Here is a 14,170-nt window from a genome sequence, read left to right as displayed (position 1 = left end):
GCAAAAAAGGGGTTTACAGTTGTAAACCCCTGGTACCGGTCAAAATACCGCTAAGCGTAAGTGAGTGCATAAACATTAAAACTTTTTAGGCAAAAAACACCACAGGCCCCGCTGATCTTTGCAACGCCGGCGCCGCATTCTGCGTCTTGTTAAAAAAAAATTATGAGAAAGATATTTACCGGCTGTTCCGTAATGCTGACTTGCATGGTAATGGCTTTAAGCGCAGCTGCGCAGGGTATTACCAGGGATGTTTCGGATTACTACGGCGTTGAATGTAACGGACCTTTTAATGTGCAGGTTAAGATTGACGGTACAGAGAGCGTTAGGTTGGATGTAGACGCCGGTATTTTAAACGATATTGAAACCAAAGTGGACAACGGCGTATTAAAGGTGCAGATGAAACACGGCTGGAGAAACCATGGCGACATAGCGCGTGCAAACATCTACATAACAGCCAAAGAGCTGCATCACCTCGCCAACGGCGGCTCGGGGAATATGGTGCTGGAAGGCACGGTTACCGGTCCGCTCGCTATACTGACGCTTAGCGGCTCGGGCAGCTTAAAGGCGTCGGTCAAATCAGAATTAGCGCAGATTAAGTTAAGCGGTTCCGGCGGGCTGACGGTAGATGGCAGCGCAGACAGGGCTAATGTTCAGATTTCCGGTTCCGGTAATGTTAATGCCATAGAGTTCACCGTACAAACGTTAAATGCAAGGCTTTCCGGATCTGGCAGCGTTGATATGGTGGTTAACAAAAAAATCACAGCAGTTATCTCCGGTTCGGGTGGCGTAGCATATACAGGAGACGCTGCCGTCGCCGACACACAGTACTCCGGTTCGGGGAGGGTAAGTAAAAAAGACTAATTCCCGGGCTGATTTTTTAATATCAAGCCGATTCTTTTGCGATGAAAATTGTACCCGTATTTAAAGTACGCAACATGCGCGCGGCGCTAAAGCACTACACGGAAGTACTGGATTTTGTAATGACCGGTCCTGCAGGCACTGCCGACGCTCCGGTAATTGACCTTGGTAATGGCGATGCGGAATTTCAAATCACCGTTCTTGAAAACGACCGGCTGTTCGGATCGGTAGTTAATGTGTGGGTTAATGACGTGGACGCGCTATTCGCCAAATATAAAAGCCGCGGACTGGATACTTCCGGCAAAGAAGATTCTCCCGTAGAGCAGGGGCCGGTCGATCAAACCTGGGGCCGCCGCGAATTTTATGTGAAAGATGCAGATGGCAATACCTTGCGGTTTGTACAGGAGATAAAAGCTTAAATTTTTTACTGCTGGCCCGGTGAGCCAGTTGAGACTGCGGGCATATATAGCCAGGTTACCCACCTGTTTGTCCGGATTTATAATCCTGGACAACGATGCCCGGGGATTTTGTAATCCCCGTACACAAGTATTTATTTTTCGTGGATTATCATCTCACAAAAATTCGGTCGGTCGGGGATTGCAAATCCCGACCAACGGGCGGGGTGGATCGGCATTAAATTATCTCCATGCCGCAGATTCAAACGCTTAATTGCCGATTATTGGTTCTTTTTCATAATTTCCTGAAATTCGTCCTGGGTTAAAATTTCTAAAAATTCATCCTGAAAGTGCCACGCAGACACATATCTTATTGAAGAAACAAAGCTAATTACCCAAGTCGTTTTTCCCTTCCACATTTTAAATGCGCATACATCAGTTGCAGTAATAAAAGGACTTGTTTCACCTAAATGTTGGTGTGAAGATGCTTTTATCGGATCTTCACCGCCGGTTCCCAATGGGATAAGATTATTATGAAGCTTTGTTTTTTTGATTATATTATTGTCTTTGTCGAAAGTGATCAGGTAATCATTTCCTAATAATACTTCATTTGGCGACGTTTGCGCAGTGATGACATAAACTCTTTTTTCACCACCTTTTATAACAGGAATAAGATTTAAACTGGTATGATCATAAAATTGAAAGAGCGGATCATTTAAAACATCTTTTGCAGCTTCTGCGCGAATAGTATAAAACTCTTTTTCATTTTCTGTAAATTTTCTTGTTATGGTGTCTATACTGTAATTTGATAAGTCGAGACCATTCCTGAACTTAACTGTCGCTACTACCACCGGATCTTCATTTGTGGAAAAAAAGATGGTGGTCAATCCCTTTTTAGTTTCATAAGATAGGTAACCGCCAGACAGGAGTTTCTTTGTGGGATACTTGAGCTTGAATATTGCGGTAGCGTGCCCTGATGCCCACTCCGAACGATATAGCATTTCCCCCTCTGCCTTTATGCTATCTGCAATTTTGGCCAGCTCATTTTTTTGCGCTTTTGCATTTATGGTAATAACAAACAAGACACTAATTAATGCAAACAGCTTTTTCATTAATGGGTAAGGTTATAAATATTTTTGAATATAAAACTACGCAGCGGACTTTGCACAATGTGGTGTAAAATAATGGATAATTGAAATTAATGTAGGTTATTACGTCAACCATTGGTTAAGGGGCTAAGTATTTTTAGTTAATTGATATTTAACGCCAGTATTTAAACATTGGATCGTATTGTACTTCTCTATATTCTGTACTTACGATAGGATCTATACGATTAATTCTAATTGCGAAACGATTGTTATTTATTGCACCACCTGTTTGTCCGGATTTATAATCCTGGACAACAATAGCGGGGATTTATAATCCCCTAGACAGGATATTTAATTTTCGTAATTCGGTCGGGGATTGCAAATCCCGGCCAATGAGGGAAAAACAGGGTGGCACGCCTTTATTAACTTTTCCAAGCTCACCAAACGCGCCTCGTCCTTTTCATAAAAGGAGTCGTTTAAGCTCCAGGTGACCACGGCGGTGTACAGTTCCATCTCGGGGGACAGCGTAAACGCTTTGGCACCCGCGTAGTTAACGGTCTGGTTTTTTAATTTGCTTAACAGGTTGAATTTCATTGTGAACCTCCTTTATTTCTTAATGTTGATACAAAGAAATAGAGGCACTGCGCAATGTATATGCGCAGTAGGAATTATTTTTATTTTTTTAGATATTTATAAAATGGAACCCCTAACGCCTGAAAAAGCAAACTATATTATCGCACACTACATGCAGTTGCTTAATGAGCCGGAAAAGATAGCATTAAAACAACATCGGCATTCATTGAAATTAAGTGAACTGCCGGATGGTGAGCTTCGAACTAAAATATATTTGCGCAACCAGTGGTTAACCGATGAGCCTGAAATATTAGCGCAACTGGACGAAGGATATGTACAGTTTATATTAAACTGCGCAGGGCGTATATTAAAAGATTATCCGGATGAGGTGTTTTTTAACTACTGTGCTAAGTGCGGTAAATTAGCCAGAACGCCACGGGCCAAGCAATGCCGATTTTGCGGTTATGATTGGCATGAGTAAACCACACGCGGCACGCGTGCGCCAGCGAGAGGGAGTTTCGAATTCTAAAAATAAACATATAGGTGCAGCTTGTGCTAATAAAGAAATAAAAGTTAAATAGTCAATTAGGAAGTCCTATCGTTCCGTTTAGCACCATTTAAAATTCTATCTTTGTTTTCATTAAATGCTAATTTAATCTTAGCCGAAAAGCTAAAGTCCTGTATGCCGATTCCTAGGGCTGTCAATTCTTCATATTCTTGAATCTCTAGGTAAGAAATGAATTTTTCAGCGCGTTCTATTCTGAGTTTCATGCGATCGAATATTCTTTGCGTATTTCTCAATTTTAACTCTTCGTTTGCAGACTTACTTAGATAAGCAAATAGATCTTCGCTAAACACACCACAGTCCATACTTATTAAATCAATGTATGAAAAGTCGAAAGCTAAAAACTCATAGATATATTTCCCAAACGCCGTGATCTTAATTTGATCAACTTTATCATTGTAATCTTCTAACCTGTTACTTGATTCAATTAATCCTTTATTTAAAAAAACATTAAGATGATGTTCACAATCTTCTTTAAGTGAATACTTTTCTTCAAATTCTTGAACAAAATATTTCGCATCAATAAATCCGCTTGTTGTTTCAGCTGTAGATTTGTTATGCAAAAGGTTTAATATTCTTAATCCGGTAAAATGAGAGCTATTCACATCGGATCTTAATTGCATTATATTAGGTATACGACTTAATTTTTCATCATAAAATACCCGATCAGGTATCATCATAGGTTTAATAACTTGATGTATCTGAAAACTCCACCACGTATTTTCGGCAACCTCATCAACATTTGTATATCCGGATGTCAAAAAACCCTTAAAGAATTCTAGGGCTTGACGAACATCTCCATGAGTTGCATATCTTAAAAAATAACTTAAATGAGATTCTTTATTTTTTATCTGATATAAACAGATTCGGAAAAAATTCTGTAAAGTCACCAGTGCTGCATCAGATGATATTCCATATTCATGCTCGACATCTGCAGTATATCTTAGCTGTTCTAATATGTAATCAATTCGTTTAACTATAACCTCTGGTATTACCGGAGCACTTAAATGAAACCCAGGTGTATGATATGCATCTAAGACCCCTTTAGATTTTGCATTGTAAAACCGTTCTTCTCGCATCGAAATAATTACAAGGCATCCAAGTTTTTTTGCAATCTCGACAGCTGTTAGGTAGCAAACGTCTTGAAGCTCAGGGCTTAATTGATCCATGTTGTCCAAAAATATAATCAATCCTTTGTTTTGCTGTTTCCAATAAAGGCTTATTTTTTCGGCAAATGACTTCCTATCATTAAGCTTTTCTAAAAAGAATGCCCTTGTTAGTTCATGGTACTTTTCGCTATCCTGTGGCAAGCCAAAAAGTATTTGTTTAGAATAAACATCAAATTCTTTTGAAAAAAGACTTAATACATCGCTTCTTTCACCTTCGTAAATTTTGTTCTTATCAATCTGCTTTAGAACGTCGTCCCAGATTTCGTTTGTAAGATTTGATTCGGTTTGAGATGAATTTAAAAGGTCAACTAATGCGATAATGGAATATTGCTGTAGCTCCTTTGGTCGGATATGAAACAAAAACCTTTTTAAAAAAGTTGATTTTCCTGATCCTCTACCTCCAAATAAAATCATTACATTGTCTAGATTTTGCTGCCGCACCATCTGTGCAATTTTTAATCCAAATGCTCCACCATTTTTATCATCAGAAAAATCTCTAAACCCTTGATTTTTAAAATATGGTGTTAATGAATCGAATAAAAAACCTTGTACATTTTTTTGCAAAGTATCGTAATGCCCCTTATTTACGACATAGCAGTGAGTCATAAAATCAGAATCCGATTCTGGTATTGCACCGAGATACCTTCGAGATAAAATTGAAAAAGAGCCAGCATATTTATTGCTATTTACAGGTGTATCGTAAGCAGTAATATTATCTTTTGGAAAATAAATTTCCAAATGTGCTTTACTATTAATTCCAATGGTTTTCTGTAAAGAATGTAACTTAACAACGCTGGTATAGCCTAATAAGTTAATTGCTTCGGTATAATTTTTACTGAAAAAGTCAAAATCCCTTATAACATATGCTGAAAGCTTTTTCCAAGGCTTTTGATTTGTGCTGATTACTTTAAAAATTATCCAAGTTTTTCCATTACATATTGCTGCGTGACTACAAAGTAAATCTTCGCAGTATTCTTTTACCTGTAACATTGCATCTTTGACACTCTTAGAAGTAAGTAGTTTTTCAACTGTGACTTTTTGGAACGTGTTTTTTAAGTTGACTTGATTAGGTAATTGAAAGTAAACTCCCTTTCGTTTACTTTCAATAATAAGAACAGGCTTACCGCCGTTTCCATACAATACATAATCTGCTCTATTTCCATCCGTGATAACTTCAACGAAACTTTTAGATTTCGGCCATTTCAGATATTTCTCCAATATCTCATCAATGATTTTAAAGCGCACTTCTGCCTCGTTTAAATCGAAGCCATTATATGTTTTTTTAAGGTTCTCTATTAATTCAATTTCGGACATGGTGGCAATAAGGTATATCTTGCAATATATCATTAAAAAGATTACAAAGCAATTTTTAAGCTTCCTATAGCTAATTAAATGATGATTAACAATATTTGGCCTCCTTCAATCCTCCGGTTTCTCCCTCGCATCCGCCATCCTTACAATCCTCGGTTCAAACTTCGCTAGTACTTCTACCAGGTCGTCTTGTGCAGCCATCACCGTATGGATGTCTTTATAAGCCATTGGCGCTTCGTCCACATCGCTGCCCATCAGGGTGATGCGCTTTTCAACCAGGTTGTCGGCAATGGCGGCTTTGTCCAGCGTTTTAAAGGCTGCGCTACGGCTCATGGCCCTGCCCGCACCGTGACTGGCACTGTTAATACTCGCCGCATCACCTTTGCCGCGTACCAAAAACCCGGGTGTGCTCATGCTGCCGGGGATAATACCTAACACACCTTCGCCGGCAGGGGTGGCGCCTTTACGGTGCACCATTACTTCGGTACCGTCGGCCAGTTGCTCTTTCCAGGCAAAGTTGTGGTGGTTCTCTATCATGCTTACCGGCTTAACACCCAAGGCGCGGGCAATTTTGTTATGGATCTCGTGGTGGTTGGCGCTGGCGTATTCGCCGGCCAGGTTCATGGCAATCCAGTATTCCTGTCCCTCGTCCTTATCCAGATCAAGCCACGCCAGATGTTTGGCTTCAGCAGGCAATTTGGTTTTGGTCATGGCAATGCGGCTGTAATAGTCGGCCACGCTACCCCCAAACCCACGTGAACCGGAGTGCGAAAGCAATGCCAGGTATTTACCCGCCGGGATATTGGCCAAAGCACCTGCGGCAAGTTCCAGTTCGCCCCATTCCACGAAGTGGTTGCCGGTACCGCTGGTACCCAACTGTGCATAAGCCTTATCTTTTAAGGAGCGGATCAGCTTTGTTTCGCCCCAGGTTTCACTGTCAAACAACGAGCTGTCAAAGTATGATTTGGACGTGCAGCCCATTCCAAAGTGGGTGTTATCCACCAATATATTTTTCAGCTTATCGGTTTCGGTATCAATAGCCTCGGCAGGCAAATCAAAAATGCTTAAACACATACGGCAGGCAATATCTACACCCACCGCAAAGGGGATAATGGTATTGGCTGTGGTAGCCAATACACCGCCAATAGGCAGGCCGTAGCCCTGGTGCGCATCGGGCATTAAAGCCCCGGCAAGCGCAATGGGTAATTGTACGGCGGTACGCATCTGTGTAAGCGCCCCAACCTCAATGTTTTCCAAACCCCATACCGGGAAGTCGGCAATCTCTTCTTTCAGCTTAAAGTTGCTTCGTTCCTGCTTTACAAACTTGCCCTCTTTTCGCATGGCAATTACATCCTCGGCCAGATTTTTAAACTTGCCGCCTTTCTTTAAGGCGTAGGGCATCGGGTCGTCAATCAGGGCTTCAAGATTTGCAAGGATATTGGCTTTGTCCATCACGCCGTGTTTCAGCAAACCATTAGCTACGCGGCTAAAGTTCTCGAGTATTTTGTTATCGTTAATACCAAGGGTTTTAAGCTCGGTGTTGGAGATTTTCTCTTTTTCCATAGTTGTCTTAATAAGTTCAATTCTAAATTTTTCTTCCCTCTTTTTTGCCTGCAAAAGAGAGGGTGGTCCAGCGAAGCGTCGACCGGGTGAGTCCGCGCCGTCATGCTTTACAGCAGGCTGGCGTCGATTTGCAGTCCACCTCCTGCAACCGCCGGACTCACCCCGGCATTGCTTCGCCCGCCGACCCTCTCTTCGCTGCGCGTAAAGAGGGAAGAAAATCGTGTGCTTTTAATTTATTGATACAAAGTAATAACCCCACTGCGCAATCTATTTGCGCAGTTTAAAATAATTTAATAAGTTAGTCTGAACTTGAATTGGTTGAATTTTAGAATGATCAGAATAATTATAGCAGAAAGGTATAATATTAACACATGGAATTAGGTTACCGCAACTGCAGAATAAATATTGAAGAAACATTTATATCATGTGTTTATGAGCGTCCTTACGGTGTAATCAAATGGCGGATAGATTTAGATGAAAATGAAATTTGCTATACCGAAGGAAAGAAAAGAAGGAGTTTTCACGTAGACGAGATCAACGAATTTCAGTTCGAAATGCTTAACGGCGGCAGTCGTTATGGCGATATTCCGGCTTGCAACGCCTACGTAATTTTAAAGAATGATCCTGAGCCACAGGAGTTTTTTTATTTTATGGTGAGTGAAGAATATACCTTGATGAATGAAACCAAAGCGTATGATTACGGCACTATTATTTTAAACCAGATCAGTAAAAAATATAATATTGCTAATTTTTACAAGCTGTCGATTGATACCAAAAAGAAGCAGGGCGGAGTAGGCTTAGTATTTTTAATTCTGATACTTATTGTTGTTTGGCTACTGTTTGAATCCGGCGTAATTAAACTCTTTTAAACTATCAGTACATCAACATCAATCTAAAATTGTAATTCGCAATTTCAAATCAACCCATGCCTGTTAACCGTAATGCCCTGATCCGATACCGCACCATCGATAGCTGCCTGCAAAACCGCCGTCGTAAATGGACGCTGGACGACCTTATCGAAGCTTGCTCTGACGCACTGTATGAATACCAGGGCATAGAGACCGGGGTAAGCCGTCGCTCGGTTCAGGCCGATATAGAAATGATGCGCAGCAACAAATTGGGCTACGAAGCGCCGATTGTGGTGGTTGACCGAAAATATTATACTTACGCCGATAAAAACTACAGCATCAACAACATCCCCCTCAACAACCACGACATGCAGCTGCTGGGCGAGGTGGCCGGGCTGCTGCAGCAGTTTAAAGGTTTCAACCATTTCAGCGACCTGAACGAAATGGTGAGCAAGCTGGAGGATAAAATCTATACCCAAAAAACCCACAGTACGCCGGTTATTGATTTTGAAAAGAACGAAAACCTGAAAGGCCTGGAATGGATCGAGATGATCCGTAAAGCTATCGTCGCTAAAAATTCGCTCTGCGTTACTTACCAGAGTTTTAAAGCGCTCCAGGCCAGCACGTTTTGCTTTAGCGGCTATTTGCTGAAAGAATACCGCAACCGCTGGTTTGTGCTGGGGCGGTCGCATGCCCGAAATGCACCGCTGCTCACACTGGCTTTAGACAGGATACAAAACATCGAAGAGCATCAGGACGATTACCGCGGGAATGATCGCATCAATTTGGCTACTTACTACAGCGATGTAATTGGCGTAACCAAAACCTCTAACCAGCGCGACTGCCAGGTGGTTTTCTGGATTGATGCAGAAAACGCACCCTATGTAATTACCAAACCGCTTCACCATACCCAAAAGTTATTGAGCGAAGATTCCGAAGGAAAAACATTCAGCATACAGGTCATTCTCAATTTCGAACTGGAACGGGAACTGCTGGGCTTTGGCGCAAAATTAAAGGTATTGGCGCCACGAAATTTAGTGAAACGGATAAGGGAGCAGCTGGAAGCATCCCTGGAGAGGTATAAAAGCGTATAACCCTGCGGGCCGCCGTAAATGGCCACGCTTAACTCATGCAGGCTATGCCAGGTTGTTAATTTTCTGGCGCTTGTGCTATGCTTTCGTTACATTATCTTTATGTTAATCGCAACTATCCATCAAAACCATTCGCTATTTTTGGAAACATCTTTTTGTGGTTGATATGAAAACAAAGTTTACTATCTGCGCAGCCGCCCTGGCTATTGCTGCACAATGCATGGCCCAAACACCGGGTAAAATCGAAAAAACCGGACAGGTTTTATTGCCAAACGGCTGGAAGTTAAGCCCCGCAGGCCGCTCGCTTAAACTCGGCGATTTACCGCTGAATATTGCCGTATCTGCATCGGGTAACCTGATGGCCGTAACCAACAACGGGCAGAGCACCCAATCCATCCAGTTAATAGATCCTAAAAATGAAACTTTGCTGGATGATAAGATCATAAAAAAATCATGGTATGGTTTAGCCTTCAGCCACGATGGAAAAATCCTGTATGCATCCGGCGGAAATGACAATATCATTCTGGCCTACGCCATACAGGATAAGAAAATTGGCCCCGCAGATACCATTAAGCTTGGTTCGCCGTGGCCAAAAAATAAAATATGTACCACCGGCATAGCCGTTAACAAGAGCAATACGCGGCTGTACACCGTAACCAAAGAGGATAGCTCGCTGTATGTAATTGACCCGGCAAGCAAAAAAGTAGTAAATAAATTAAAGCTTGCTGCCGAAGCTTACAGCTGCATACTTTCGCCCGATGAAAAAACATTGTATATTTCCATTTGGGGCGGCGAAGAAGTTAGCTGTTATGATACCCATACCGGAAAGCTGAATGGCAGCATAAAAACAGGCAGCCATCCCAATGAGCTTTTATTGAACAAAAAGGGAACCTGGCTTTTTGTAGCGAACGCCAATGATAATTCAGTTTCGGTGATCAATACCGCGACCCGCAAAACGGCAGAGGTGGTGTCTACGTCTCTTTATCCAACCCGGCTTACCGGTTCAACCACAAACGGATTAGCATTATCGCCCAACGAAAAAACGCTGTATATTGCCAATGCCGATAACAATTGCCTGGCCGTTTTTGATGTAAGCAAACCGGGCAGCAGCAAAAGTCTGGGCTTTATTCCGGTGGGATGGTACCCAACCAACGTAAAAACCCTGGGCCATAAAATATATGTATCCAACGGCAAAGGCTTTACGTCAATGGCTAATCCCGAAGGTCCGCAGCCGGTTAAAAAGGCCGACAACAGCGGATATCAAAAAGGAGCGACCAACAGTAAAGAACAATACATCGGCGGGTTATTTAAAGGCACCCTGTCCATTATTGACGCGCCTGACGAGGTTAAGCTGAAAAGCTACACCAAACAGGTATATGCCAATGCACGTTTTAGTAACAAACTGGCAGAGACCGCACCCGGCGTAGCAGGAAACCCCATCCCCCGTAAGCGCGGCGAGAAATCGCCAATTAAATATGTTTTCTATATTATAAAAGAAAACCGCACGTATGACCAGGTGCTGGGCGATATGCCGAAAGGTAACGGCGATACATCGCTTTGTATTTTTGGCAATAAGGTTACACCAAACCTGCATAGCATAGCCAATGAATTTGTGTTACTGGACAATTTTTATGTAGACGCCGAAGTGAGCGCCGATGGTCATAACTGGAGCACGGCTGCTTACGCTACCGATTTTATTGAGAAAACATGGCCCACCAGCTACGGCGGCCGCGGCGGCAACTATGACAGTGAAGGCGAACGCGAGATAGGCGACCCGCGCGACGGGTTTATATGGGACTATTGCAAACGTGCGGGTGTAAGCTACCGCACCTACGGTGAGTTTGCCGAATACAATAAGGTGAACATTAAATCGCTGAAAGGCCATTCGTGCATACATTCACCCAGCTTCGACCTGGATATTACCGACCGCTTCCGCGAAAAAGTTTGGGAACATGATTTTGATTCGCTGCTCGCTGTTAACCAGGTGCCGCGGTTCAATTCTATCCGCCTCAGTAACGACCATACCAGCGGACAACGAAAAGGGGCCATATCACCAATCGCAGCTGTGGCTGATAACGACCAGGGCGTTGGTTTGCTGATAGAGCACTTATCAAAAAGCCCGATCTGGAAAGAGTCGGTGGTGTTTGTTTTGGAAGACGATGCCCAGAATGGCCCCGACCACATCGATGCGCACCGCTCGCCTGTTTATGTAGCCGGGCCTTATGTAAAGCGCAATGCAGTAATGCACAGTATGTACTCCACCTCCGGGGTTTTACGAACCATCGAACTCATCCTCGGTCTGCCGCCGATGAGCCAGTACGATGCCGCTGCATTGCCCCTGTACGAATGCTTTACCGCAAAACCCGATGTTACCCCTTATGCTGCCAAACCCGCACAGGTGAACATGGAACAGCGTAACGTGGCGGACAATAAAAGCAGCCTCCGGTCAGAAAAATTCAATTTCGCCAAAGAGGACGCCGTCCCTGACCTTGATTTAAATGAAGTGATCTGGAAATACGTGAAGGGTGAGGATGCCGTGCTGCCTGCCCCAAAACGCAGTGCATTTGTGATTTTGGAGAAAAAGAAAAAAGACGATGACGATTAATAGCGCGTTTATCAAACTGTCAGTACAGCATATTGCCCTGCACTGGCAGTTTTTGTCGTGATAATACTTTCGCTAAAAAATAGAGTTCAAATTGGAGGTAACAATGCCCCGGATCTACCCTCTGATTAAGTCTTGTTATTGCACAAACGGTTCCAGTACCTTCTGCCATCTGTCGTAACCGGTTTTATTCAGGTGCAACAGATCAGCCTCAAAAAGCGAGTTATCAGGCGTAGTGGTGCCCGGCTTAAACAAAACAGTGCTTACATCAACAAAAATGCTGTTCTTTTTATTTTTAAGGTATTTGCGAATAAGACTGTTGGCAATGTTTACTTCGCCGATGAATTTGGCCCGGCTTGGGCTGGGCTTTACCGACATAAAATAGATGGTAGTTTTGGGTAATTTCTGATGAATCATTTTCCATAGTTTTCGAAATTCTTCAAAGACAAACCTTCCCGTTTTACCTCCGGCGATGTCGTTCTCGCCGGCGTAAATAAAAATCTTGCGCGGCTTATAGGGGAACAGGATGTATGGTGTATAATAATCAACCACCTGCCAAAGTTCACAGCCACCCACACCGCGGCGGATAATAGGCTCATTCGGGAACCGGCTTTCCAGATCAGCCCATTTCCGGATGGATGAACTGCCGATGAAAAGAATGCCATCTTTTGGCGGGAATTGCAGGCTGTCCTGGTGTTTAAAGGCGCGTATCTCGTTATCAAACGGAAAGCCTGTTTGCGCATGCAAGCCTGTGCTGATAGAAAATGCCAGGAATAGTAAAATTAATTTTGCTCTCATATTGGTTATTTCAAACTTACAAAGTTTGATAAACTTCATAAGCTTTGTCACATGCCTTTTACCATTAGCTTTCCGCTTTTACCAGTCCCTTCTCAAAAAACAAAAACGGCAAAAAGCTCTCTACGCCCTTCATTACCCATACAGGGCCATTGTTGCAAAATAATATAATTTCAATGGGCTTATTTTGTTTTTTCTCGTATTCGGCCATCACCTGCAAGCAGGCGCCGCAGCTGGCTACCGGGTGGGTAAGTTCAAACTCGTCAGTGCTGGCAGTTACGGCCATAGCTTCTATCGGGTCGTCGCTGTGGTTGGCGCCCCAGTTAAAAAAAGCAACACGTTCAGCACACAGGCCGGAAGGATAAGCCACGTTCTCCTGGTTACTGCCGCAAATTATCTTGCCGCTTTGCAGCCGCAGCGCTGCGCCTACTCTGAATTTTGAATAGGGCGAATGCGAGCCTTCCTGCGCTTTCACCGCTTCAGCGCACAGTTGCTGGCCTGCGATACTTAAATCACTAATGGTGTTGCAGGACTTAAAGTTTATTTTTATTTCGTGTTCTGTCATCGATCTGTCCCCGGGAAAAACAGGGGGGATACAATATACACACGATTTTGGGATTTGGAGGATCTTATGGGAATTATTTGCTTCTATCGGTAGACAACTGTAACTTTACAGTTTACAACTCAACATGATTCTAAACTTTAAGCACAAAGGTTTACGATTGTTATGGGAAGAAGGGAAAAGCAATAAATTACCAACTGACCAAATCGAAAAAATAGAAAGGATGTTGGAAGTGATTGATTCCATACAAAAAGTACCCGATGATTTTGCCGCTTTCCAAAGCTGGAATCTGCATAAGCTTTCCGGTGATTTAAACAACTATTGGAGTGTTAAAGTAAATAAGAATTACAGAATCATATTTAAATTTGATGGGCAGAACGCCTTTGATGTTGATTATACTGATTATCATTAACGCTATGAAAAGACAAATGAGAAACATCCATCCCGGAGAAATTTTGCGGGAAGATATAATTACCGTCAATGAACTTACTGTAACAGAAACCGCTAAAATGCTGGGGGTATCACGTCAAACCCTTAACAAAATAATTCATGAAAAATCGGATATAACGCCGGAAATGTCGTTCCGGATTGCAAGGGTATTTGGGGGTACTGCAGATATATGGGCAAATATGCAAACTAAGTACAACCTGCATTTGGCAGCGGAGAAAACTAAGGAGCTTGATTTAAAGCCCTACGACTATAAGCATTCAGCTTAACCGATAAATTCCACGAGCTCATTTAAGCGCAAAA

Annotated in this window: 14 protein-coding genes; 8 read left to right on the top strand and 6 right to left on the bottom strand. The window is 42.7% G+C overall.

The window, feature by feature from the left end; translation table 11 throughout:
* The first annotated feature begins 162 nt into the window (after window positions 1-162).
* Complete coding sequence (locus Q3W13_RS05390) at window positions 163-861, top strand: head GIN domain-containing protein (RefSeq protein WP_302861943.1); 699 nt, start codon at window positions 163-165, stop codon at window positions 859-861.
* Between the two features lie 41 nt (window positions 862-902).
* Window positions 903-1,277, top strand: a complete 375-nt coding sequence (locus Q3W13_RS05385) for a VOC family protein (protein ID WP_302861942.1) — start codon at window positions 903-905, stop codon at window positions 1,275-1,277.
* Between the two features lie 257 nt (window positions 1,278-1,534).
* Here the strand turns inward: Q3W13_RS05385 and Q3W13_RS05380 are convergent, their stop codons facing one another.
* Together Q3W13_RS05380 and Q3W13_RS05375 are read right to left on the bottom strand one after the other, a co-directional pair.
* Entirely contained in the window at window positions 1,535-2,365 is an 831-nt protein-coding gene (locus Q3W13_RS05380; protein ID WP_302861940.1) for a hypothetical protein, read from the bottom strand.
* Window positions 2,366-2,692: 327 nt separating this feature from the next.
* Window positions 2,693-2,935: a hypothetical protein gene (locus tag Q3W13_RS05375; protein ID WP_302861939.1), complete on the bottom strand. Its 243-nt coding sequence runs from the start codon at window positions 2,933-2,935 to the stop codon at window positions 2,693-2,695.
* A 1-nt stretch (window position 2,936) separates the two neighbouring features.
* On the opposite strand from Q3W13_RS05375, the gene Q3W13_RS05370 reads away from it, so the two are divergent.
* Window positions 2,937-3,395 carry a hypothetical protein gene (locus tag Q3W13_RS05370; RefSeq protein WP_302861938.1) on the top strand — a complete coding sequence of 153 codons (459 nt, stop codon included), beginning with the start codon at window positions 2,937-2,939 and terminating at the stop codon, window positions 3,393-3,395.
* A gap of 104 nt (window positions 3,396-3,499) precedes the next feature.
* Here Q3W13_RS05370 and Q3W13_RS05365 read toward each other — a convergent pair whose 3' ends face one another.
* Together Q3W13_RS05365 and Q3W13_RS05360 are read right to left on the bottom strand one after the other, a co-directional pair.
* Entirely contained in the window at window positions 3,500-5,962 is a 2,463-nt protein-coding gene (locus Q3W13_RS05365) for a hypothetical protein (RefSeq protein ID WP_302861936.1), read from the bottom strand.
* 105 nt (window positions 5,963-6,067) lie between these two features.
* Window positions 6,068-7,522 (bottom strand): RtcB family protein, encoded by a 1,455-nt coding sequence (locus tag Q3W13_RS05360; RefSeq protein WP_302861935.1) that lies wholly within the window; start codon window positions 7,520-7,522, stop codon window positions 6,068-6,070.
* 371 nt (window positions 7,523-7,893) lie between these two features.
* Between Q3W13_RS05360 and Q3W13_RS05355 the strand changes: the two genes are divergently transcribed.
* The 3 genes from Q3W13_RS05355 (at window position 7,894) to Q3W13_RS05345 (ending at window position 12,066) form a co-directional block, all read left to right on the top strand.
* A complete protein-coding gene (locus Q3W13_RS05355; RefSeq protein WP_302861933.1) occupies window positions 7,894-8,391 on the top strand; it encodes a hypothetical protein in 498 nt (165 codons plus the stop codon).
* Window positions 8,392-8,447: 56 nt separating this feature from the next.
* Window positions 8,448-9,464 (top strand): YafY family protein, encoded by a 1,017-nt coding sequence (locus Q3W13_RS05350; protein ID WP_302861931.1) that lies wholly within the window; start codon window positions 8,448-8,450, stop codon window positions 9,462-9,464.
* A gap of 163 nt (window positions 9,465-9,627) precedes the next feature.
* Complete coding sequence (locus Q3W13_RS05345; RefSeq protein ID WP_302861929.1) at window positions 9,628-12,066, top strand: bifunctional YncE family protein/alkaline phosphatase family protein; 2,439 nt, start codon at window positions 9,628-9,630, stop codon at window positions 12,064-12,066.
* Between the two features lie 135 nt (window positions 12,067-12,201).
* Here Q3W13_RS05345 and Q3W13_RS05340 read toward each other — a convergent pair whose 3' ends face one another.
* Both Q3W13_RS05340 and Q3W13_RS05335 read right to left on the bottom strand, forming a co-directional pair.
* Window positions 12,202-12,861 carry a GDSL-type esterase/lipase family protein gene (locus Q3W13_RS05340; protein ID WP_302861928.1) on the bottom strand — a complete coding sequence of 220 codons (660 nt, stop codon included), beginning with the start codon at window positions 12,859-12,861 and terminating at the stop codon, window positions 12,202-12,204.
* Window positions 12,862-12,925: 64 nt separating this feature from the next.
* The gene (locus Q3W13_RS05335; protein ID WP_302861926.1) at window positions 12,926-13,423 is read right to left on the bottom strand and encodes a cytidine deaminase; all 498 of its coding nucleotides are present in this window, start codon (window positions 13,421-13,423) and stop codon (window positions 12,926-12,928) included.
* Between the two features lie 124 nt (window positions 13,424-13,547).
* Between Q3W13_RS05335 and Q3W13_RS05330 the strand changes: the two genes are divergently transcribed.
* The gene (locus Q3W13_RS05330) at window positions 13,548-13,832 is read left to right on the top strand and encodes a type II toxin-antitoxin system RelE/ParE family toxin (RefSeq protein ID WP_302861924.1); all 285 of its coding nucleotides are present in this window, start codon (window positions 13,548-13,550) and stop codon (window positions 13,830-13,832) included.
* Between the two features lie 4 nt (window positions 13,833-13,836).
* Window positions 13,837-14,136, top strand: coding sequence for a HigA family addiction module antitoxin (locus Q3W13_RS05325; protein ID WP_302861923.1), 300 nt, complete (start codon window positions 13,837-13,839; stop codon window positions 14,134-14,136).
* The last annotated feature ends 34 nt before the right edge of the window (window positions 14,137-14,170 follow it).

This window comes from Mucilaginibacter sp. L3T2-6, from assembly GCF_030519355.1.
Classification (GTDB): Bacteria; Bacteroidota; Bacteroidia; order Sphingobacteriales; family Sphingobacteriaceae; genus Mucilaginibacter.
The sequence above is the reverse complement of the archived record's forward strand: the minus strand, read 5'-3'. Positions and strand labels throughout refer to the sequence as shown.